General features: G+C 60.3%; 23 protein-coding genes. 13 read left to right on the forward strand and 10 right to left on the reverse strand.

Annotation, left to right across the window (positions count from 1 at the left end; genetic code table 11):
* Positions 1–168 precede the first annotated feature (168 nt).
* Genes AC1DLT_RS06685 through AC1DLT_RS06695 form a run of 3 tightly spaced genes read left to right on the forward strand, consistent with a single transcriptional unit; the run spans position 169 to position 3,147 of the window.
* Positions 169–2,466, forward strand: a complete 2,298-nt coding sequence (locus tag AC1DLT_RS06685; protein ID WP_151040519.1) for an NADP-dependent malic enzyme — start codon at positions 169–171, stop codon at positions 2,464–2,466.
* A 55-nt stretch (positions 2,467–2,521) separates the two neighbouring features.
* Positions 2,522–2,761 (forward strand): type II toxin-antitoxin system Phd/YefM family antitoxin, encoded by a 240-nt coding sequence (locus AC1DLT_RS06690; RefSeq protein WP_038539154.1) that lies wholly within the window; start codon positions 2,522–2,524, stop codon positions 2,759–2,761.
* Positions 2,758–3,147, forward strand: coding sequence for a type II toxin-antitoxin system VapC family toxin (locus AC1DLT_RS06695; protein ID WP_477486251.1), 390 nt, complete (start codon positions 2,758–2,760; stop codon positions 3,145–3,147). Before AC1DLT_RS06690 ends, AC1DLT_RS06695 begins: the two co-directional genes overlap by 4 nt.
* Here the strand turns inward: AC1DLT_RS06695 and olsB are convergent.
* From olsB to AC1DLT_RS06720, 5 genes are all read right to left on the reverse strand, one after another.
* Positions 3,144–4,016, reverse strand: a complete 873-nt coding sequence (olsB, locus tag AC1DLT_RS06700) for a l-ornithine N(alpha)-acyltransferase (RefSeq protein WP_038539147.1) — start codon at positions 4,014–4,016, stop codon at positions 3,144–3,146. The two genes, AC1DLT_RS06695 and olsB, sit on opposite strands and share 4 nt — an antisense overlap.
* Positions 4,017–4,115: 99 nt before the next feature.
* Complete coding sequence (locus tag AC1DLT_RS06705) at positions 4,116–5,831, reverse strand: hybrid sensor histidine kinase/response regulator (RefSeq protein WP_477486252.1); 1,716 nt, start codon at positions 5,829–5,831, stop codon at positions 4,116–4,118.
* A gap of 120 nt (positions 5,832–5,951) precedes the next feature.
* On the reverse strand, positions 5,952–6,443 hold the full coding sequence (gene lspA / locus AC1DLT_RS06710; RefSeq protein ID WP_477486253.1) for a signal peptidase II: 492 nt from the start codon (positions 6,441–6,443) through the stop codon (positions 5,952–5,954).
* Positions 6,440–7,300, reverse strand: a complete 861-nt coding sequence (locus tag AC1DLT_RS06715) for a TrmH family RNA methyltransferase (RefSeq protein WP_477486254.1) — start codon at positions 7,298–7,300, stop codon at positions 6,440–6,442. The genes lspA and AC1DLT_RS06715 overlap by 4 nt, the downstream gene beginning before the upstream one ends.
* A complete protein-coding gene (locus AC1DLT_RS06720) occupies positions 7,297–8,358 on the reverse strand; it encodes a class I SAM-dependent methyltransferase (RefSeq protein ID WP_477486255.1) in 1,062 nt (353 codons plus the stop codon). The genes AC1DLT_RS06715 and AC1DLT_RS06720 overlap by 4 nt, the downstream gene beginning before the upstream one ends.
* 175 nt (positions 8,359–8,533) lie before the next feature.
* On the opposite strand from AC1DLT_RS06720, the gene AC1DLT_RS06725 reads away from it, so the two are divergent.
* Positions 8,534–8,989 carry an SRPBCC family protein gene (locus tag AC1DLT_RS06725; RefSeq protein WP_038539139.1) on the forward strand — a complete coding sequence of 152 codons (456 nt, stop codon included), beginning with the start codon at positions 8,534–8,536 and terminating at the stop codon, positions 8,987–8,989.
* Positions 8,990–9,007: 18 nt separating this feature from the next.
* On the opposite strand, the gene AC1DLT_RS06730 is transcribed toward AC1DLT_RS06725, so the two are convergent.
* The 3 genes from AC1DLT_RS06730 to sppA form a co-directional block, all read right to left on the reverse strand.
* A complete protein-coding gene (locus tag AC1DLT_RS06730; RefSeq protein WP_038539136.1) occupies positions 9,008–9,343 on the reverse strand; it encodes a lipopolysaccharide assembly protein LapA domain-containing protein in 336 nt (111 codons plus the stop codon).
* Positions 9,344–9,445: 102 nt separating this feature from the next.
* Positions 9,446–9,745, reverse strand: a complete 300-nt coding sequence (locus tag AC1DLT_RS06735) for an integration host factor subunit beta (RefSeq protein ID WP_007759833.1) — start codon at positions 9,743–9,745, stop codon at positions 9,446–9,448.
* Positions 9,746–9,771: 26 nt separating this feature from the next.
* A complete protein-coding gene (sppA, locus tag AC1DLT_RS06740; RefSeq protein ID WP_477483936.1) occupies positions 9,772–10,728 on the reverse strand; it encodes a signal peptide peptidase SppA in 957 nt (318 codons plus the stop codon).
* A 206-nt stretch (positions 10,729–10,934) separates the two neighbouring features.
* On the opposite strand from sppA, the gene lptC reads away from it, so the two are divergent.
* The 6 genes from lptC to ptsN all read left to right on the forward strand — a co-directional run bounded on the left by lptC (position 10,935) and on the right by ptsN (position 16,103).
* Complete coding sequence (lptC, locus tag AC1DLT_RS06745; RefSeq protein WP_477486256.1) at positions 10,935–11,603, forward strand: LPS export ABC transporter periplasmic protein LptC; 669 nt, start codon at positions 10,935–10,937, stop codon at positions 11,601–11,603.
* A 12-nt stretch (positions 11,604–11,615) separates the two neighbouring features.
* Positions 11,616–12,170, forward strand: a complete 555-nt coding sequence (locus AC1DLT_RS06750; protein ID WP_038583353.1) for an LptA/OstA family protein — start codon at positions 11,616–11,618, stop codon at positions 12,168–12,170.
* A 36-nt stretch (positions 12,171–12,206) separates the two neighbouring features.
* Positions 12,207–12,989, forward strand: a complete 783-nt coding sequence (lptB, locus tag AC1DLT_RS06755) for an LPS export ABC transporter ATP-binding protein (RefSeq protein WP_065814785.1) — start codon at positions 12,207–12,209, stop codon at positions 12,987–12,989.
* Positions 12,990–13,180: 191 nt separating this feature from the next.
* Positions 13,181–14,737: an RNA polymerase factor sigma-54 gene (gene rpoN, locus AC1DLT_RS06760; RefSeq protein ID WP_477486257.1), complete on the forward strand. Its 1,557-nt coding sequence runs from the start codon at positions 13,181–13,183 to the stop codon at positions 14,735–14,737.
* A 248-nt stretch (positions 14,738–14,985) separates the two neighbouring features.
* Entirely contained in the window at positions 14,986–15,561 is a 576-nt protein-coding gene (hpf, locus tag AC1DLT_RS06765; protein ID WP_038539113.1) for a ribosome hibernation-promoting factor, HPF/YfiA family, read from the forward strand.
* A 77-nt stretch (positions 15,562–15,638) separates the two neighbouring features.
* Positions 15,639–16,103: a PTS IIA-like nitrogen regulatory protein PtsN gene (gene ptsN / locus AC1DLT_RS06770; protein WP_038539110.1), complete on the forward strand. Its 465-nt coding sequence runs from the start codon at positions 15,639–15,641 to the stop codon at positions 16,101–16,103.
* 202 nt (positions 16,104–16,305) lie between these two features.
* Here ptsN and grpE read toward each other — a convergent pair whose 3' ends face one another.
* Positions 16,306–16,947, reverse strand: a complete 642-nt coding sequence (gene grpE / locus AC1DLT_RS06775) for a nucleotide exchange factor GrpE (protein WP_477486258.1) — start codon at positions 16,945–16,947, stop codon at positions 16,306–16,308.
* 118 nt (positions 16,948–17,065) lie between these two features.
* Positions 17,066–18,145 carry a heat-inducible transcriptional repressor HrcA gene (hrcA, locus tag AC1DLT_RS06780; protein ID WP_038539103.1) on the reverse strand — a complete coding sequence of 360 codons (1,080 nt, stop codon included), beginning with the start codon at positions 18,143–18,145 and terminating at the stop codon, positions 17,066–17,068.
* A 176-nt stretch (positions 18,146–18,321) separates the two neighbouring features.
* Between hrcA and rph the strand changes: the two genes are divergently transcribed.
* From rph to rdgB, 3 genes are read left to right on the forward strand one after another with little or no spacing between them, the layout of a single operon-like run.
* Positions 18,322–19,038, forward strand: coding sequence for a ribonuclease PH (rph, locus tag AC1DLT_RS06785; protein ID WP_247031539.1), 717 nt, complete (start codon positions 18,322–18,324; stop codon positions 19,036–19,038).
* 18 nt (positions 19,039–19,056) lie between these two features.
* Positions 19,057–19,464 (forward strand): VOC family protein, encoded by a 408-nt coding sequence (locus tag AC1DLT_RS06790; RefSeq protein WP_038539097.1) that lies wholly within the window; start codon positions 19,057–19,059, stop codon positions 19,462–19,464.
* An 8-nt stretch (positions 19,465–19,472) separates the two neighbouring features.
* Positions 19,473–20,117, forward strand: coding sequence for an RdgB/HAM1 family non-canonical purine NTP pyrophosphatase (gene rdgB, locus AC1DLT_RS06795; protein ID WP_477486259.1), 645 nt, complete (start codon positions 19,473–19,475; stop codon positions 20,115–20,117).
* The last annotated feature ends 5 nt before the right edge of the window (positions 20,118–20,122 follow it).

Here is a 20,122-nt window from a genome sequence, read left to right on the forward strand (position 1 = left end):
AGGCAAGCTCGGCAGTATTCAGGGCGTCGATGGGGAATCTTTCAAACTGGGTCACGGAACCGATTTTTTGTTGCGCGCTGGAACTTGCGACACTATCGATGAAGACACCTGAAAGACAACATCTGCCGCGGCCTAGAGGACGGCTGCCCACAAAAAGCTGGAGGAGACATGCCTGCTAAGGACAAGGCCACGGAGAAGGCCGCACGTTCGCGCGCTTCCGTAACCGAACAGGAAGCACTCGATTTCCATTCGGAAGGCCGCCCCGGTAAACTCGAAATCAATCCCACCAAGCCGATGGCGACCCAGCGCGACCTGTCGCTTGCCTATTCGCCGGGCGTTGCCGTGCCGGTCTTGGCCATCGCCGCAAACCCGGCAACCGCCTATGACTACACGACACGCGGCAACATGGTCGCCGTCATCTCCAACGGCACGGCGATCCTCGGTCTCGGCAATCTTGGGGCGCTCGCCTCGAAACCGGTGATGGAAGGCAAAGCCGTGCTGTTCAAGCGCTTCGCCGACGTCGACGCGATCGACCTTGAGGTCGATACCGAAAACGTCGACGAATTCATCAACTGCGTGCGCTTCCTCGGCCCTTCCTTTGGCGGCATCAACCTCGAGGACATCAAGGCGCCGGAATGCTTCATCATCGAAAGCCGCCTGCGCGAGCTGATGGACATCCCGGTTTTCCATGACGACCAGCACGGCACGGCGATCATCGCCGCCGCTGGCCTGATCAACGCGCTGGAACTGACCGGCCGAGACCTCAAGACCACCAAGCTCGTCTGCAACGGCGCCGGCGCCGCGGCGATCGCCTGCGTCGAACTCATCAAGGCGATGGGCTTCAATTCGGAAAATGTCATTCTCTGCGACACCAAGGGTGTCATCTATCAGGGCCGTACCGAAGGCATGAACCAGTGGAAGTCCGCCCATGCGGTGAACACCGCCAAGCGGACCCTCGCCGAGGCCATGAAGGACGCGGACGTCGTGCTCGGCCTTTCCCAGAAGGGCGCCTTTACCGAAGAGATGATCCGTTCGATGGCGGACAGGCCGATCATCTTCGCGATGGCCAATCCCGATCCGGAAATTACCCCGGAAGAGGTCGCCCGCATTCGCGACGACGCAATCATGGCGACCGGACGTTCGGACTATCCGAACCAGGTCAACAACGTCCTCGGTTTCCCCTATATCTTTCGCGGCGCGCTCGACGTCCGGGCAAGCCAGATCAACGATGCGATGAAGATCGCTGCCGTCAATGCGCTCGCCAATCTCGCCCGCGAAGACGTGCCGGATGATGTCGCCGCCGCTTACCAGGGCAACCGCCCCCGCTTCGGTGCACAATACATCATCCCCGTTCCGTTCGACCCGCGCCTCATCTCGGCGATCCCGGTTGCCGTCGCGGAAGCTGCGATGGAAAGCGGCGTCGCCCGCAAGAACATCGCCGACCTGGCCGCCTATGGCCGGGAACTTTCCGCCCGTCGCGATCCGATTGCCGCGACGACGCAGGGCATCTACGAACGCGTTCGCCGCTTTCCGAAACGGGTTGTCTTCGCCGAGGCCGAAGAAGAGCAGGTCATGCGCGCGGCGATTTCCTTCACCACCCAGAAGCTCGGCACTGCCATCCTTCTCGGCCGCGACGACGTCATCCGCACGACGGCGGAAAAGGCGGGCATCGACCTCGACCGCACCGGCGTCGAAATCGTCAACGCGCGTCTTTCCAATCGGCTCGATGCCTATATCGATCATCTCTACGCGCGCCTGCAGCGCGAAGGCTTCCTCTATCGCGACGTCCAGCGCCTGATCCACAACGATCGCAACCACTTCGCCGCGACCATGGTCGCCATCGGCGACGCGGATGCGATGGTAACCGGCACGACCCGCAATTATGCGACGGCGCTTCAGGACGTCCGCCGCTGCATCGATCCGAAGCCAGGGCACAAGGTGATCGGCGTATCGCTGGTGATCTCACGCGGCCGGACGATCTTCGTCGCCGATACCGCCGTCCACGATATGCCGAATGCGGAGGATCTCGCCGATATCGCCGTCGAAGCCGCGCGCGTCGCAAAGCGCATGGGCTACGAGCCTCGTGTCGCGATGCTTGCTTATTCCACCTTCGGACAGCCGATCGGCGAGCGTTCGGAGCGGGTTCGCGAGGCGGTCAAGATCCTCGACCAGCGTCGCGTGGATTTCGAATATGACGGCGAGATGGCCGCGGACGTGGCGCTCAACCCGCACCGGATGGAGCAATACCCGTTCAGCCGGCTCTCGGGAACAGCCAACGTGCTCGTCATGCCGGCGATCCATTCGGCCTCGATCTCGACCCGCATGCTGCAGGAACTCGGCGCTTCGACAGTGATCGGTCCGCTGCTCGTCGGCCTCGACAAATCGGTACAGATCACCTCGATGGGTGCCAAGGACAGCGATATCGTCAATATGGCAGCAATCGCGGCTTACAACGCCGGGACGTAAGTGGTTTTCTTACAATCAACCTCCGAGTGGACTAAGTCCACCCGGCGGTTTGCTTGTGAAAACTATCAACATTCATGAAGCCAAAACCCATCTGTCGCGCCTCGTCGAAGAGGCAGCAAACGGGGAAGCTTTCGTCATCGCCAAGGCCGGCAAACCGATGGTGAGGGTCGTGCCGCTGGAGGAAGCGCCGAAGAAGAAAAGACGGGCTGGCTTTCTAAAAGGCTATGCATCCGTTCCCGACGATTTCGACACAATGTTCGCCAAGGAAATTGAAGAGATGTTTTACGGAGAATGAGAGTTCTCCCGGATTCTCATATCCTCGCTTGGTTCGCCGACGATGCGCCAAAGCTCACCGACGAAATGCGCGCCATCATTGAAGATGAGGAAAATGAGCTTTTCTTCAGTGCCGCCAGCCTCTGGGAGCTGATTATCAAACGAGCGCTCAATCGTAGTGGTTTCAATATCAGTCCGCGCGTTTTACATCGCGCTTTGCTCGACAATGGATTTCAGGAATTACACGTGAGCACCGAGCATGCTCTTGCTGTCGAGAGCCTACCTCCGATCCATAAGGACCCGTTCGACCGGATTCTCATCGCGCAGAGTATTTCCGAAGGCATGCTGCTGCTGACTTCGGATGAAACCATCGCACAATACGACGGTCCCATAAGGCTTGTCCGTTAGCTCGCGAACCGTCCCGCATCGGCGCCGAAGTGGCTGATGTAGCGGTCGGAGATCGAGGCGATCGGCAGGACGATCAAAACGTCGGTGGTGTTGAAAGCGTGGTCGATAACCGCACCGTCGCCTACCATGGCGCCGAGGCGCAGATATCCCTTGATCAGCGGCGGCAGCAAGGAAAGCGCCTTGCGGGTATTCACGTCCTCCATCGGCATCAGGTCCATCGGGCGATAGAGTTCCGGCCGTGCCGAAACCGCCCAATCGCCCTTGGTCGAGACCGTGTGGTGCAGGAAAGACAGCGCCATGGCGTGTTCTTCGGGCGAAACGCCCGGGAAGGACGCGCAGCCGAACATCGCGTTCATGCCGTGCTTCAGCGAATAGGCCCAATTGCCCTGCCAGAGCAGTTCGACGGTGCGCTTGGTACGGTAGTCGGGCAGTACGCAGGAGCGGCCGAGCTCCATGAACTGTTTGTCGGGATGACGCGCAAGCAGCGGCTCGATGTCGAATTCCGATGCCGAATAGAAGCCGTTATTGGCTAACGCCACTTCCTGGCGCAGCAGGCGGTAAGTGCCGACGATCTGATCTTCGATGTCACCCTCGATTGCATTGTCGACGACCAGAAGGTGGTCGCAGATCGCATCGAAGGCATCGACGTCGCGGCGGCGGCGCATGGCGTCGGGGCTGAGTGTCGCGTGCATTTCTTCAACGAAGACGCGATAGCGAACCGCCTGCGCGGCATCGATTTCACGCTCGCTGCGGGCAAGCCGAGTTTCGAGCGTGCCAATGCGGCCGAAGACATCGCCGCTTACCGGAGCAGAGGCCGGCGCCTGGTTTGTTTCAGGTATCACTTCACGGTTCAGGAGTTCGATTGCCAAGGTGATTCTCCCCGTCCCGGTTTGATCACCGCCTTAAATCACTTCTCTGCGACAAGAACGTGACATCCATTGTCATAATAGGTTCCAGGAGTGGTCGCGTCAACGCGCCTGTTGGCGCTCGGTGGAGAGAACTCCCAAAATTCGAACCTCCTCCAGTAGCGTCAGCGGATCGACCGGCTTTGCGAAGACACGGCTGGCCCCATTCAGAAGCGCCTCGCGATGCGTCGCTTCGCGGCTCTCGCCCGTCAGCACGATCACCGGAACCAGAGACCGGACGCCGTTCTGCTCCTCGCCACGCAGTGCCGCCAGGAGGTTGAAAACATCCCCTCCAGGCATGTACATGTCGGAAATGATGAGATCGAGCGGCGTGTCCCGGTTGAGTACCGCCTCGATCAGGTTGGGGAAATCACCGACGAGACGGACGCGATGTCCGGCCTTTGTCAGAACCGAGCGGATGATCAGCGCATTGACGGGATCGTCCTCGCCGAGCAGCACGTCGAGCCCTTCGCCATGCTTTTCGATGACGGGCGGCGGCGGCATGGCCTGGTTATCGTTGAGCGCGTCGCGTGTGCCGAAGCCGCGCAGGCGGCCGCTCAAGACATCGATCAGGGATTTTTCCCGGAGCGGCCGGATGAGCCAGGCATCGAAGAAATCCTGAGGCTGGGAAGCGCGTTCCTCCGGGTTGACGAGCAGGATGCGATGAAGCGGCGCATGCGCCTTTTCATTGGCATAATCGGAGGCAAGCCGGTGATCGACGATCAGGTCAGTATAGGCCAGCGGCCCTGTCTCGGCGCGGTCGATCAGCATCTGCGCGTCGGCCGTGTTGGCGACGTGCCGGCAGCGACCGCCAAGCGTTTCGATCGTCGCGACCGTCGCCTTCGCGGCAGGCCCTTCCGGCGCCAGAAGCAGAACGCGGGACATCGCGAGCAACTGGTTGCGTTCGCCTGTGCCCGATTGCGCCGTTTCCGCGAAATGCAAGGGGAAGCGGATGGTGAACGTGCTGCCGGCCCCCTTCTGGCTGGCGACGGAAAGCGATCCGCCGAACTCCGCCAGGATGCGGGAGGCAATGCCTAGACCGAGACCGGTGCCGCCGCTGCGGGCCTCCGCGGAGCCTGCCTGCTCGAACTCACCGAAAACTTGGTTCAGCTCCTCTGGCGCCATGCCGGGACCGGTATCGATGACGGCGATAGCGACATTGCCGTCATCGACCGCAGCCTGCACCAGTACGCCGCCATGGGCGGTGAATTTCACGGCATTGCCGATGACGTTGAAAAGCACTTGCCGGATACGTCCCGGATCGAAATCGAGGAGGTCGGGCAGATCAGCGGCCACCGTCGCGGCGATCTCGATCCGCTTCTCATGGGCGCGCGGCGCCAGCATCTCGACCACGTTTTCGATGAGATGACGGAGATTTTCCGCCCGGTTGTTGAGCCGGAAACGGCCGGCTTCCAGCGTCGAATAGTCGAGGAGATCTTCGACGAGCTGCGCCAGGGCATAACCGGACTGGCGAATGCCGCTCAGATAGTTCTGCTGTTCCGCCGTCAGCTTGGTCTGGCCGAGAAGATGGGTCATGCCGAGAATGCCGTTGAGCGGCGTGCGGATTTCATGGACGACGGTGGCGATCTGCCGGGATTTCGCAGCGCTGGCCGCCTCAGCATTCTTCAAGGCGTGCTGGAGCCGGGGAACCGTGCGCTGGCGGCGCCACTCGGAGATCCGGGAAAAGAGCGAGGCAAATACGCTGCGTGATGCAGGCTTTCCCTCACCCCGCTGCACGCCAAATGCGGGCACGACCTTTTCGACCACGGGTTCGGCCATGTCGGCCGCCGGGGAAGACCCGAACGCCTTGGAGATACGTTCATGTATGTCGGCAATATCTCGCATTGGGAAAGACTAACGAGGTTTCTTTCCCAATCCTTAGAGCAATCAGGTAAAATTTTACTGATCCACCTTTTTCGGCCCGACCAGCTCGTCGAGGATCACCAGGCCTGCCCCGATGGTGATGAAACTGTCCGCCAGGTTGAAGACCGCGAAGGACCAGGTCTCGGTGTGGAGCAGGATGTAGTCGATCACGTGACCATAGGCGAAACCATCGATCAGGTTGCCGATCGCGCCAGCGATGATCAGCGTGAACCCGGCATGGGCGAAAGGCCGCTCCTTCGGGGTGCGGCGCCAGAGCCAGAGCACGAAGGCGACGATCAGCACCCGCATGCCGACGATGAATTCCCGCTCCATGCCGGACAGAAGGGAAAAGGCGACGCCGAGATTATAGGTACGGTAGAGCGCCAAAAGCGGCACCAGCGGCACTGCTTCCTGCATCGGAAGATAATTCTCGACGGCAATCTTCACCACCTGATCGAGAATGACGGCGAGGACGATGACGATCAGAGCCACCGGAGGCCGCGAAAGAAGGGCTACGCGTCCGGTCATTTCTTGTCGTCCAGGGTCAGCAGATGGCGGCGGGCCTCGAAGAGCATCACGGCGGACGCAACGGCGAGGTTGAGCGAATCTGCCCTGCCCTGCTGAGGAATGCGAACGGTGCGATCGGCGGCCCTGGCAAGATTGTCCGGCAGGCCGGACTGCTCGTTGCCCATCAGCAGCACGACCGGCTTTCTCGAATAATCCACGGTGCGATAATCGACGGCGCCAGCGAGATGGGTCGCCACGACCTGGGTGCCGGAGCGCTTCTGCCAGCTCAGGAATTCTTCCGCCGAACATTTGACAACCGGCACCGCGAAGACCGAACCCATGGTGGCACGCACGGTTTCCAGCGAAAACGGGTCGGTGCATTCGCCGACCAGGATCACTCCGGTAGCGCCTGCCGCATCGGCGGTGCGGATGATGGTGCCGAGATTGCCGGGGTCGCGCACACGGTCGAGCGCCACCAGCGTCTCGTCCCTGCCCGGCCTCAGGTCCTCAAGTTTCTTCCAGCGCTGCTCGAAAATGCCGACCACCATCTGCGGGTTGTCGCGGCGGGTGACCGACGAGAGCACTTTCTCACTGACCTCCAGCACCAGGCCGCCATGGGCGACGGTCTTTGCCGCAACCTGCTCGACAAGCGTCTTGCCCTTGGCCGCCTTGGCATAGACCAGCGTGCGGATTTCCCAGCCGAGCTCCAATGCGTCGATGACGAGCTTCAGGCCCTCGGCCATGAAGGTGCCGCTCTCTTCGCGGTCTCTCTTGTTGGTGAGCGCCTTGATGTCCTTGATGATCGGATTGGAAAGCGAAGTGACTTCCTTCACCTGACCGACCCGTCGTGGTCCGGATTTCTGAAAATCGTCGGTCATGCCGGCACCCAGCGACTGAAAAGAGATGTGGAAAGCGCGCGGCCCGGCGTCTTGCCGTCCAGCCCCGCCTCACGGATGACGAGCTCGCCCGATTCCACGACGCCGCCGGCGCCGCGCATCGTCTCGCGCATCAGTTCGTGGATGGAGTAGAAGCTGGCGCGGATGGAATAAGCGGTCAGCACCAGGCCGATTGCCTTCGGTGACAGCAGTTCGCGGCAGATGTCGAGCATCAGCGGCAGATGATCGAAAAGCTGCCAGACTTCACCATTCGGGCCCCGGCCGAATTTCGGCGGATCGGTGAGGATGATATCGTAGCGGTTGCCGCGACGCTCCTCGCGCAGGATGAACTTCATGGCGTCCTCGCAGATCCAGCGGATCGGCGCCTTGTCGAGGCGGGCGAGCGACTGGTTTTCTCGCGCCCAGCCGATCGCCTTCTTGGAGGCATCCACATGGGTAACTTCGGCGCCGGCAGCTGCCGCGACCAGCGAGGCAACGCCCGTATAACCGAACAGGTTCAGTACCTTCACCGGGCGTTTCGCCTCCTCGATGCAGTTCTTCATCCACTCCCAGTGGACGATCTGCTCCGGGAAGACGCCGACATGGCGGAAGGACGTGAAGCGACCGAGGAAATCGGTGCCGAGCAGCGACAACGGCCAGGTTTCGCCAAGGGCTTCCTTGGTGAAGCGCCAGCGACCCATGCCGTCCTCATCCGTATCGCCGGTGAAGAGTGCATCCGCCTTTTCCCAGACGTGGGCGGGAAGTGACGGCTGCCAGAGCGCCTGGGCTTCCGGCCGGACGATGCGGTAAGGACCGTATTGCTCGAGTTTCAGCCCGTTGCCGCTGTCGACCAGGTGAAAATCACCGGCACCGGACGATTCGAGAATGATCGGCACGCGCTCGGGCGGCCGCTCGCCGCTGCGCGGCAAAAGCGGGCGGGTTTCCGCCGGTGCTGCGGCCGACGCGGGTTTTGCGGCGGCGTACCCGCGGGAGGACCTGTTGCCGGCCTCGCTCCGGGCTTTTTCACCCGGCCGCCTTTCCTTGTTCTTCAATACGTTCATCCGCTTGGATTTTTGAGACTTGGGCAGCAGATAGCATTTGCCGGCCATTCTTCAAAGCCGGGGAGCCTATGGCGGCGTGTTTTATTGAGGCTCCGGCGTGTCCGCCTTTTGTCCCCCTTGGCAAAGATCATCGCCCTTGCAATAAGTCTAGCAACGGTGGACGGAGGATCATCACATGGATATGGGCGGCGAAGAACGTATTGCAGCACCCCGCGAAGTGGTCTGGGCGGCGTTGAACGATCCGGAAATCCTCCGCCAGTGCATCCCCGGTTGCCAGACGCTCGAACAGAAGTCTCCGACCGAGCTTTCGGCAACCGTCAAGCTGAAGGTCGGCCCGGTCTCGGCGAGCTTTTCCGGCGAGGTGACCCTCTCCGATATCAACCCGCCGGAAAGCTACACGATCTCAGGCGAAGGCAAGGGCGGCATCGCAGGTTTCGCCAAGGGTTCCGCCACTGTCACGCTGGTCGACGACGGCAGCGACACGCTGCTTCGTTACTCCACCAAAGCTCAGGTGGGTGGCAAGATCGCGCAGCTCGGCTCGCGACTGATCGATTCGACATCGCAGAAGCTCGCCGGCCAGTTTTTCGCGGATTTCAACAAGGCTGTGGTAGCCAAGGCCGCGCAAGCCTAATTTTTACCTTGCCTGAATTCATTTCGAAGGAAGTTGCGCCGAGGCCGGCCGTCCAGCAACGGCAGCCTTGTGCTCGTTCTGCCATCGGACCGCTTCGCGTGCTTCGACGCGAGCCTGTTTGCGATGTTTGCCCTGGCTCCACCAAGTCACGAACGAGCCGATGAACATGCCGATCAGCAAGGCCAGGAACAGAAATAGAAAGAAGGGTGCGCTGACCGCCAACATGCCGTCTTCAGGCCGGAAGGGGTTGAGCGCCAGGGTGACCATCTGGCGATTCGCGACTGCGAGCACGATCAGCACGATGCCGAGCGGCACGAAGACCACGAGCGAGACGATCCTTTTGAACTTATCCATGTGAATCTCCGGCAGCAGACTGTCTGCTGTTTTACCAGCATCTGTTGCAGAATAGGCGCGCTTTGTGGGGTTTCAAGGGCGGCGAAAGCCGCGCGCGAAGGATCAATCCTCTTCGTCGTCGAGACCCGGATTCAGGCGCTCGCGCAATTCCTTGCCTGTCTTGAAGAACGGAACCCATTTCTCCTCGACAAACACGCTCTCGCCGGTGCGCGGGTTGCGACCGGACCGTGAGGGACGATTCTTCACCGAAAACGCGCCGAAGCCTCGCAGTTCGACACGATTTCCGCCTGCCAAGGCATCTGTGATCTCGTCGAGCACGGCATTGACGATGTTCTCGACGTCGCGATGGTAGAGATGCGGATTGCGAGCCGCAACGATCTGCACCAGTTCTGACTTGATCACGGTTGCCCCCTGAAAAGTTTAGATTTTTAACCGCGCCCAACCTGCCAAACGGAGACAAGACCGTCAAGAAACAACTTGTCGGCGCCGAAGACGCGAAGGACGTCGGGAGTGATTGCCTGGCCGAGACCGGAGAGGTTCAACACCTCGCTGATGGCACTCGCGAGCCAGAAGGACGAGGAAGATTTACGCTCCTTCCAGTCCACGATCGGCAGGTCCTTCGAGATGCCCCGTGATTCCAGATAGTCGCGGATGTCCTCCTCGCCGCCAAGTTTGTCGACCAGCTTGACGTTGAGTGCCTGGCGACCGGTGAAGATCGTGCCATCCGCGAGCTTCAGCACCTCGTCGCGCGGCATCTTGCGGCGATCGGCAACGAGATCGACGAACCAGGCATAGCTGTCCATCACCATGCTGCGGATCATCGTTTTGGCTTCCTCGCTCGCGGGATGGAAGGGCGACGGCTCGGCCTTCAGCGGCGCCGACTTGATCTCCTCCAGCGAGACGCCGACCTTCTTCATCACCTCATCGACCTGCGGATATTGGAAGATCACGCCGATCGAACCGGTGATCGAGCTTTCGCCCGCGACGATCTGGTCGCCGGCGGTGGCAATCATATAGCCGGCAGATGCGGCCAGCGTGCGGATATCGGAAACGACCGGCTTCTTTTCGGAAACCTTGCGGATCGCCTTGAAGATGCGTTCGCCGCCATAGGTCGTCCCGCCCGGCGAGGAAATCGAGACGATCAACGCCTTGGCCTGGCTGCTTTCGGCAATCTTGGCGAGGCGCTCCAGCAATTCCTTGTCATCGGTGATCAAACCAGAGATTTCGATGCGGGCGACATGAGGCAAGGCGGATCCGGCACTCTCGCCGGCAACGGCACGATAGAGCGCAAAACCGATACCGACCAGGAAGACAAGTGCAACGACCCGCCAGAAACTCAGCTTGCGGCGCAGGGAGCGCCGGTCCGCGATTGCCATTTGATCCATAAAATCACCCTTCGAGACGAACCGTCGTTGCTAAATAGGCTCTCTAGCGCGTTTTGCAGCGGCTCACATCACGTTTTTATGTTGCCCATTATTGTTTGTTGATTGAATAAAAACCATATTGGCGGACAAAGCAAAGCTCCTACCGGTTCCATCGGCATTGCCGAGATGGGGCGTGGAAACGAGCTAGAAGGAACAACCCGGCACTCATGCTGCAGCATATTCGAAAAACGGCAGGCTTTACTGCGGCGCTGGAGCCGCGCGCGGATGCCTACCAGGCGGCGCTGGCGCATTCCTCGCTCGTGCGTAAGCTCAAGATACTGCTGCCGATCCTGGCCGGCGTGATTTCTGCCGCCTTCATCGCTATCTCAATCGTCCGCGCCTACCTGCCGGAAAACCTTTCGATTGAAAACGCGCGGATCGAAAACGGCAAGATCGTCATGGAACGACCGGCGATTTCTGGCCGCAACAAGGACGGCATCAGCTACTCGATGACCGCCAGCCGTGCGCTGCAGGATATCAAGAATTCGAACATGATCACGCTCGAGGACGTCAAGGCCGCCGTACCGGTCAACGACGACGTTATCGCGAGGGTCATCGCGACCGGCGCCGACTTCGACCGCGGCACGGACATGCTCGATCTGAACTCTCCGTTCGACGTCAATCTGAGCAACGGGATCACCGCCCGCTTCAAGTCCGCCCATCTCGATATCAATGCTGGTGTGATGAATTCACCCGAGCACGTCGATATCGCCATGAAAGAAGGCTCTATCGTTGCAGAGTCTTTAAAGATAACGGATAAGGGACATACCATCACCTTCAAAGGCCAGGTTCGCGTCCATCTCGATCCAGCCACCATCCGCAACAAAGGCAAGTAGAGCCCGGCCGTCATGATCAATCGCCGCCTTCTTACACGCAATGCCGCAGTTCTGATCGCGGCAGGATTTATTTCCTGTCTAGCAGCGACCGCACATGCCCAGACGACCACCAGCCAAATGGAAGGCCTGAAGCTTTCCGGCGACCAACCGATCCAGATCCAGAGTGACCAACTCGAGATCAAGGAGCAGGAAAAGAAGGCCTATTTTACCGGCAACGTCCAGGTCGTGCAGGGCACGACCACGATGAAGGCGGGCAAGATGACGGTTCTTTATACGGGTGAAGGTGGCTCGGTGACCTCGGGCAACGCCAATATCGACAAGATATTCCTCGACGAGACGGTATTCCTGACCTCGGGCACCCAGCAGGCCACCGCCGAAAAGGGCGAGTTCGACATGAAATCCCAAACCTTCGTGCTTTCCGGCAAACAGGTCGTACTGTCTGAAGGTCCCAACGTCTTCAAGGGCTGCAAACTCACCGTCCTGATGGAAACCGGCCAGGCCAAGCTTGACGCCTGTGGCGGGCGTGTCGAGATCCTGCTCGATCCGAAATCGCGACCGAAGCAATAATAGACATTTGACGTGAAAATACCGTTCATCACCAGTCTGTCGGCAAGGAAGCCGTCCGCGCCCGAACCCTTCGTCGTACGCGATAAAGCGCGCTACGAGGGCACGCTTGTCGCGCATGGGCTTTCGAAGACCTATGACACGCGTCGCGTCGTCAACGGCGTGTCGCTGGTCGTGCGCCGTGGCGAGGCCGTCGGATTGCTCGGGCCGAACGGCGCGGGCAAAACGACCTGCTTCTACATGATCACCGGCCTTGTGCCGGTGGACGAAGGCATGATTGCGATCAACGGCAACGAAGTCACCCGCATGCCGATGTATCGCCGCGCCCGGTTGGGCGTAGGTTATCTGCCGCAGGAAGCATCGATCTTCCGCGGCCTGACCGTCGAGGAAAACATCCGGGCGGTGCTGGAAGTCCACGAGCCCGACAAGGACAAGCGGGAACGCAAGCTCGACGAACTGCTGGAAGAGTTCCATATCAGCCAGCTTCGGAAAACGGCGGCCGTTGCGCTTTCCGGCGGTGAGCGCCGGCGCCTTGAAATTGCCCGAGCGCTGGCGACCGACCCCGCTTTCATGCTGCTCGACGAACCTTTCGCGGGCGTCGACCCTATTTCGGTTTCCGACATCCAGAACCTCGTGCGCCACTTGACGGCACGCGGGATTGGCGTTCTGATAACGGACCACAACGTCCGCGAGACCTTGGGCCTGATCGACCGGGCCTACATCATCCATGCGGGCGAAGTGCTGACCCACGGCCGGGCGGACGACATTGTCAACAACCCGGACGTTCGCCGCCTCTACCTCGGCGACAAGTTCAGCCTCTAGACGCTGTTCCGGTCGCTGCAGCGCGCCAAAGAAATTTACTTTCCCGCACTGCAGCGCTTGACCAAATCTTTCAAAAAAGCAATTCTTGTGCCAGATGCAAATTCGGCCTTGTGGGGGCTTGGCCGAAAACGAGCGTCCGCCATCCATGACCGGGTGGTTCAAGGGGATTGCACGGGAGTTTCGCGTCCGCCATGGGTTTATCCGCTAATCTTTTCCTACGCCAAACCCAATCGCTGGTGATGACGCCGCAGCTGATGCAATCCATCCAGCTGCTGCAGATGACGCATTTCGAACTCAACCAGTTCATCGCCCAGGAAGTCGAAAAGAACCCGCTGCTCGAAATTACGTCAAACGAGAGCGAAAACGACGCGGAAACAGGCTTCGAAACCGCCGACGACTTTGACCCGACCGAAGGCCGCGAGAGTTCGGCAGTGGCCGAAGTCGATAGCGGCTGGTACGAGGGGTCCTCCTCCATCAGCGCCGAAAGGCTTGGCGAAGGGCTCGACACGGGCTTCGAAAACGTCTTCCCCGACGATGGCCCGGCGCGGCGCGCCGACGCCCCGGAACTGCTCAGCCAATGGAAATCGATGCCGGGCGGCGATGCCGGCGAAGACTACGACCTGGATGATTTCGTCGCCGGCCAAGTGACGCTACGCGATCACCTGAACCAGCAGATCCCCTTCCTGATCGTCGATGCGGCCGACCGCCTGATTGCCCAGCATCTCGTCGATCAGCTGGACGAGGCCGGTTATATGCTCGGCGACATCGAGGAGATTGCCGCCCGCCTCGGCAAAAGCGCCGAGAATGTAGAAGCCATCCTCCGCTCGCTGCAGACGCTCGATCCGCCGGGCGTCTTCGCGCGATCGCTCAGCGAATGTCTGGCAATCCAGCTTCGGGAAAAAGACCGGCTCGACCCGGCCATGGATGCGCTGATCAGACATCTGGATCTGCTGGGCAAACGCGACTTCGCCTCGCTTCGAAAGATCTGCGGCGTCGACGACGAAGACCTCATCGACATGCTGGCAGAAATCCGCTGTCTCAACCCGAAGCCCGGCGCCGGCTTCGAGCGCGGCATGTCTGAGACGATTTCGCCGGATATCGTTGTGCGCGCGGCGCCCGACGGCAGCTGGATGGTCGAGCTCAATCCGGACACCCTCCCGCGCGTCCTGGTAAACCACAGCTATTTCCAGACGGTGTCCAAGCACTGCCCGAAAAACGGGGACGACCACAACTTCCTTTCCGAATGCATGCAGAATGCCAATTGGCTGACGCGCAGCCTCGACCAGCGGGCCAAGACGATCATGAAGGTGGCCGCCGAAATCGTCCGGCAACAGGATGCCTTCCTGATGCACGGCGTCGATCACCTGCGCCCGCTCAACCTCAAGACCGTCGCCGAAGCGATCAAGATGCATGAATCGACGGTCAGCCGCGTAACCTCCAACAAATACATGCTGACGCCGCGGGGGCTGTTCGAACTCAAATATTTCTTCACGGTGTCGATCGGCTCGGCCGAAGAGGGCGGCGACAGCCATTCGGCGGAGGCCGTGCGCCATCGGATTCGCCTGTTGATTGCCCAGGAGACGCCTGAGACGGTGCTCTCCGACGACGATATCGTCGTCAGCCTGAAACGCGGCGGGGTCGAGCTCGCGCGCCGGACCGTCGCGAAGTACCGCGAGGCGATGAACATTCCTTCTTCCGTCCAGCGCCGTCGCGAAAAGCGCGCGATCGCGGGGGTCGCGGCGTTCTGAGATACCGGCGAAACACCCGGGTTTCCACAGGCCTACGTAGAAATCCCGAGGTCCGCTGCCGTTGACATTTAAAACATCGGGCGCTAGAAGCCCGCCGCAACTGCACGGGGCATGGCACGAAACGTATCCCATTATCCAGACAGGCATCGATTGCAGCAATTTGGCCCAGTCGCATGTGAACGGCTTGGATGCGGGGACGGCTTGGCGTAGACTGGAACACGCAAGTCACGACAAGAAGGAAGAACTCCATGAGTGTGCGTGTATCCGGTAAGCATATGGAAATTGGCGATTCGTTCCGTCAAAGGATCGAGGACCAAATCGGAGAAGCGGTTACAAAATACTTCGACGGAGGCTACTCAGGCCAAGTCATCGTGGAAAAGGCTGGTTCGCGCTTTTCTGCCGACTGCAAGGTGCATCTCGATACCGGGATCGTCCTGCATGCGGCCGGCGAGGCGAATGATCCGCAGATCAGTTTCGATGCCGCAGCACAGCGGATCGAAAAACGTCTGCGCCGCTACAAGCGGCGGCTCAAGGATCATCATGCCGGCAACCATGTGAATGGTTATGCGGAAGTTGCCTACACTGTTATGGACAGCGTACCGGATGAAGGGGAGGAAGTGCCCGAGGATTTCGCGCCGACCATCGTCGCGGAAAGTTCGAAGCAGTTGAAGACAATGACGGTCGCAAGCGCCGTCATGGCACTTGATATGACAGACGAGCCTGTTCTTCTGTTCCGCAGCCCCGGCAAGGAACATCTGAACATTGTGTACCGCCGCAATGACGGCAATATTGGCTGGATCGATTCCACCAATATCAAGAACTAACAACTTGGGGAGAGCGTCGGAGACGGCGCTCCCCTTCGCCTAGGGCACAAGCTCTTGCGGCACGAAGGATGAAGAGAATGGCATTGGCAGATTTGCTGCAGCAAGATGCGATTATTCCTGCCCTAAAGGTAAACTCCAAAAAGCAGCTATTGCAGGAGCTGGCGGCCAAGGCTTCCAAGTTGACAGGCGTGAGCGAACGAGAAATCTTCGACATCATCCTGCAGCGCGAAAGGCTCGGTTCCACCGGCGTCGGCCACGGCATCGCCATCCCGCACGGCAAGCTCAACAGCATCTCGTCGATCAAGGGTATTTTCGCACGCCTTGAAGCGCCGGTCGATTTCGAAGCGCTCGACGACGAGCCGGTCGATCTGGTGTTCCTGCTGCTGGCACCCGAAGGCGCCGGCGCCGATCACCTGAAGGCCCTGTCGCGCATCGCCCGCGTCCTGCGCGACCAGGATCTCGTCGCCAAGCTGCGCAAGACCGATTCCGCTTCGGCGATCTATGCCTTCCTCAACGAGGAACAGGCCAACCACGCCGCCTGACGGCATATGCATTCGTGGGGACGAAACGAACCGCCCGGCCGCTGTCAAAGCGCCGGGCGGTTTTGTTTTTGAGCCGCATTTCGCGGGGATTATGCGTGGAAACTCAACGGATCTGGAACAATCGCCAGTCCGACGAGCAAACACCAACGGGAGTGTCCGGCCTAGAATGAGAAGCAGGCTTATCGCCTGCTTCTCAAAGACTTCAGGCGCTCTTCTCACCGGCGGCTTCTGCAGAGGCCTCCGCCTTCGGTCCACCTTTTGCGACACCGACCATAGCGGGCCGCAGCACGCGTTCACCGATCGTGAAACCGGCCTGGACGACCTGGACGACGGTATTGTTCGGGACAGCAGGGTTCGGGATTTCGAACATAGCCTGGTGGAAATTCGGGTCGAACTTCTGGCCTTCAGGATCGATCTTCTTCACGCCGTGGCGCTCCAGAGCGGACAGCATCGAGCGTTCAGTCATCTCGACGCCCTCCAGGAGCGTGGTCAGCGAGGCATCTGCCGTGGCGCGCATTTCGGTCGGCACGGCGTCCAGCGCCCGGCGCAGGTTGTCCGAAACGGCGAGCATGTCGCGCGCAAAGCCGGCCGCCGCATAGGACTTAGCGTCCTTGATTTCGCGTTCGGTGCGGCGGCGCAGGTTATCCATCTCAGCGGCAAGCCGCAGGAAACGGTCGCGCAACTCGTTGTTCTCGGCCTTCAGCAATTCCAGCGGATCAGGTTCGGCGGCAGGCGCCTCGGCATTCTTCTGGTTGGCCGCGTCCTCAAGAGCAGATGCTACGGCTTCCGCGGTGTTCTCCGCGGCAGTTGCGTCAGGTCCGTTCTTGTTGGTTTCGTCGGTCATGACGGTCTCCGGTTATTCTTGACTTCGATTTACGGGCTTGGATTTGTGCCCGATATCGAGGTTTAAGGTGGAAAAATCAAGGCTTGCTGGGAAACTTGGGCCGGTCCGGCCGCAAAATTCAGCGCGACAGCCTGGCAAGCAGCTGCGCGGTGTAATCCACCATCGGCACGATGCGGGAATAATTGAGCCGCGTCGGCCCGATGACACCGACGGCACCGACGATGCGGTCCTCGCCGTCGCGATAAGGCGCCACGATGAGCGACGAGCCGGAAAGCGAAAACAGCTTGTTTTCCGAGCCGATGAAGATCCGGACGCCCGGCCCCTTTTCGGCGAGATCAAGAATCTCGATCAGACTGTCCTTCTTTTCGAGATCGTCGAAAAGCAGCCGCAAACGATCGAGATCGGCAACATCCGCCAGGCCTTCGAGCAGATTGGCCCGGCCGCGGACGATCAGCTGGGTCGGCTTTCCTTCCTCGCTGTCGCCGGACCAGACCGCCAGACCGCGCTCGACCAGTTCCTGCGAGAGCGCATAAAGCTCGCCCTGGACCTGGTCCTTGAGGGTCTTCAGCTGGCCACGCAGTTCCGGTAGCGTCTGGCCGCTCAGGTGGGCATTGAGGAAATTCGCCGCCTCGGTCAGCTGCGACGAGGTCACGCCGGCGGGCAATTCGATGATGCGGTTTTCGACCTGGTTGTGATCGCCGACCAGCACGGCGAGCGCCTTGGTCGGCTCCAGGCGGATGAACTCGACATGCTTGAGAACCGGATCGCTCTTGGTGGTGATGACAATGCCGGCGCCGCGCGAGACGCCTGAGAGCATACGGCTTGCCTCCGCCATCAGGCTTTCCATCGGCTGATCTCGGTCGGCCGGGCGGATCTGCCGATCGATATTGGCACGCTCCTCGGCAGACAGGTCTCCGACCTGCATGAAGGCGTCAACGAAAAACCGGAGCCCCGACTGGGTCGGCAGGCGCCCGGCGCTGATATGCGGGGAATAGATGAGGCCGAGCTCCTCGAGATCGCTCATCACATTGCGCACCGAAGCCGGCGACAAGGAGATGGGCAGCAGCCGTGAAAGATTGCGGGAACCTAGCGGCTCACCGTTTTCCAGGTAGCTTTCCACGATGCGGCGGAAAATTTCGCGCGAACGGTCATCGAGCACAGAGCCGCTGTCCCTACCCGTCGATGCCGAAAATCCCATCTAGACCTTCACCGTTCCGTTGATCATTCGACAAAATATAGTCATTCGACGCGCCTTCTCCAAAGGGAAAATTGCGCCAGCCAGGATCATTCGCCTGCACACTCATTAGGGCTTTTTCTTTGCAAAAGCTCGGCCGGGGCCTTAGAAGGCGGAAACAGAAATCCAGGGAGTGAAGCATGCGGCCTTCAGGCAGACAGTTGAACCAGATGCGCAAGGTCTCGTTCGAGCGCAATTTCTCCAAGCACGCGGAAGGTTCCTGCCTCGTGAAGTTCGGCGACACGCATGTGCTGTGCACCGCGAGTCTTGAAGAAAAGACGCCGCCGTGGCTGCGCAACAGCGGCAAGGGCTGGGTGACGGCCGAATACGGCATGCTGCCGCGCGCCACCGGCGACCGCATGAAGCGCGAAGCCGCTAGCGGCAAGCAGGGCGGCCGCACCCAGGAAATCCAGCGCCTGATCGGTCGGTCCTTGCGCGCCGTCATCGATCTCGAAGCACTCGGCGAAAAGCAGATCACCATCGACTGCGACGTCATCCAGGCGGATGGCGGCACGCGCACCGCCTCGATCACCGGTGGCTGGATTGCGCTCTACGACTGCCTGAAGTGGATGGAAGCCCGCTCGATGACCAAGGTCGACAAGGTGCTGAAGGACCATGTCGCGGCGATCTCCTGCGGCATCTTTGCCGGCCAGCCGGTAATCGACCTCGACTATATCGAGGATTCGGCTGCCGAGACGGACGCCAATTTCGTCATGACCGGCTCCGGCGGCATCGTCGAGGTGCAGGGCACGGCGGAAGGCAAGCCCTTCAGCCAGGAAGAGTTCCTGAAGCTGCTGGCGCTCGCTCAGGACGGTACCCAGGAACTGGTGGCGCTGCAGAAGCAGGCGATTGCCTGAACCTGAAAGAGGTGCGGTTTGATTGAAGGCATTCTCGAAACCGCGCTCTACGCCGATGATCTCGATGCCGCCGAAGCGTTCTACGGCGGCATTCTCGGCCTTGAGAAGGTGCTGCGCGCTGGTACCAGACATGTGTTCTTCCGTTGTGGGCCGGGGATCCTGCTGATCTTCAATCCGGCTGAGACGATCAAGCCACCGCCCGCCGATGCGCTGCCCGTACCGCCACATGGCGCGACGGGACCGGGACATGTCTGCTTTCGCATGACGGGCGACGCGATTGACTTGATCAAGGAAAAGCTCAACAAGGCAGGGATTGCCATCGAAAGCGATTTCCGCTGGCCGAACGGTGCCCGCTCAATCTATTTCCGCGATCCGGCCGGCAACAGCCTGGAATGCGCAGAGCCCAGGCTCTGGAATATCGAATAGGAATTATCATGCGCAAGCTCGTTACCAAGACGATCGTGGTCGCCAGCCACAATGCCGGAAAGATCCGCGAAATCGCCGAACTGATCGGCCCCTTCGGCTTCTCGGCCAAATCCGCCGCCGAACTGCAATTCGAAGAGCCGGACGAGACGGGCACGACATTCGAGGAAAATGCCGCGATCAAGGCACTCGCCTCCGCCAGGGCCTCCGGCCTGCCCGCACTGTCTGACGATTCCGGTATTGTCATCGACGCGCTCGACGGCGCGCCGGGTGTCTACACCGCCAACTGGGCGGAACGTGAGGATGGCAGCCGCGATTTTCAGATGGCGATGGAAAAGGTCGAGAAGGCGCTCGAAGAACGCGGCGCGACCAAGCCGGAACAGCGCGGTTGCCGCTTTGTCAGCGTTCTCTGTCTCGCATGGCCTGACGGACACACGGAAATGTTCCGGGGCGAAGTGGAAGGCACCGTAGTGTGGCCGCCGCGCGGCATCCAGGGTTTTGGTTATGACCCTGTCTTCCAACCGGAAGGCTATGATATTACCTTCGGTGAAATGAGTAGTGACCAGAAACACGGCTGGAAACCTGGCGAACCGGAAGCGCTTTCGCATCGCGCCCGCGCCTTCAAGCGTTTCGTCGAAACCTGCCTGGAGGCTTGAGGCAT

It is taken from the genome of Neorhizobium sp. 05N33 (genome assembly GCF_056397445.1).

What these genes read in the sequence shown, in the direction of transcription:
- AC1DLT_RS06685 (WP_151040519.1), top strand. Translation starts at nt 169, where the DNA reads ATGCCTGCTAAGGACAAGGCCACGGAGAAGGCCGCACGTTCGCGCGCT.
- AC1DLT_RS06695 (WP_477486251.1), top strand. Translation starts at nt 2,758, where the DNA reads ATGAGAGTTCTCCCGGATTCTCATATCCTCGCTTGGTTCGCCGACGAT.
- AC1DLT_RS06705 (WP_477486252.1), bottom strand. Translation starts at nt 5,831, where the DNA reads ATGGCCGAACCCGTGGTCGAAAAGGTCGTGCCCGCATTTGGCGTGCAG.
- lspA (WP_477486253.1), bottom strand. Translation starts at nt 6,443, where the DNA reads ATGACCGGACGCGTAGCCCTTCTTTCGCGGCCTCCGGTGGCTCTGATC.
- AC1DLT_RS06715 (WP_477486254.1), bottom strand. Translation starts at nt 7,300, where the DNA reads ATGACCGACGATTTTCAGAAATCCGGACCACGACGGGTCGGTCAGGTG.
- AC1DLT_RS06720 (WP_477486255.1), bottom strand. Translation starts at nt 8,358, where the DNA reads ATGAACGTATTGAAGAACAAGGAAAGGCGGCCGGGTGAAAAAGCCCGG.
- AC1DLT_RS06725 (WP_038539139.1), top strand. Translation starts at nt 8,534, where the DNA reads ATGGATATGGGCGGCGAAGAACGTATTGCAGCACCCCGCGAAGTGGTC.
- AC1DLT_RS06730 (WP_038539136.1), bottom strand. Translation starts at nt 9,343, where the DNA reads ATGGATAAGTTCAAAAGGATCGTCTCGCTCGTGGTCTTCGTGCCGCTC.
- sppA (WP_477483936.1), bottom strand. Translation starts at nt 10,728, where the DNA reads ATGGATCAAATGGCAATCGCGGACCGGCGCTCCCTGCGCCGCAAGCTG.
- lptC (WP_477486256.1), top strand. Translation starts at nt 10,935, where the DNA reads ATGCTGCAGCATATTCGAAAAACGGCAGGCTTTACTGCGGCGCTGGAG.
- AC1DLT_RS06750 (WP_038583353.1), top strand. Translation starts at nt 11,616, where the DNA reads ATGATCAATCGCCGCCTTCTTACACGCAATGCCGCAGTTCTGATCGCG.
- rpoN (WP_477486257.1), top strand. Translation starts at nt 13,181, where the DNA reads ATGGGTTTATCCGCTAATCTTTTCCTACGCCAAACCCAATCGCTGGTG.
- hpf (WP_038539113.1), top strand. Translation starts at nt 14,986, where the DNA reads ATGAGTGTGCGTGTATCCGGTAAGCATATGGAAATTGGCGATTCGTTC.
- ptsN (WP_038539110.1), top strand. Translation starts at nt 15,639, where the DNA reads ATGGCATTGGCAGATTTGCTGCAGCAAGATGCGATTATTCCTGCCCTA.
- grpE (WP_477486258.1), bottom strand. Translation starts at nt 16,947, where the DNA reads ATGACCGACGAAACCAACAAGAACGGACCTGACGCAACTGCCGCGGAG.
- hrcA (WP_038539103.1), bottom strand. Translation starts at nt 18,145, where the DNA reads ATGGGATTTTCGGCATCGACGGGTAGGGACAGCGGCTCTGTGCTCGAT.
- rph (WP_247031539.1), top strand. Translation starts at nt 18,322, where the DNA reads ATGCGGCCTTCAGGCAGACAGTTGAACCAGATGCGCAAGGTCTCGTTC.
- rdgB (WP_477486259.1), top strand. Translation starts at nt 19,473, where the DNA reads ATGCGCAAGCTCGTTACCAAGACGATCGTGGTCGCCAGCCACAATGCC.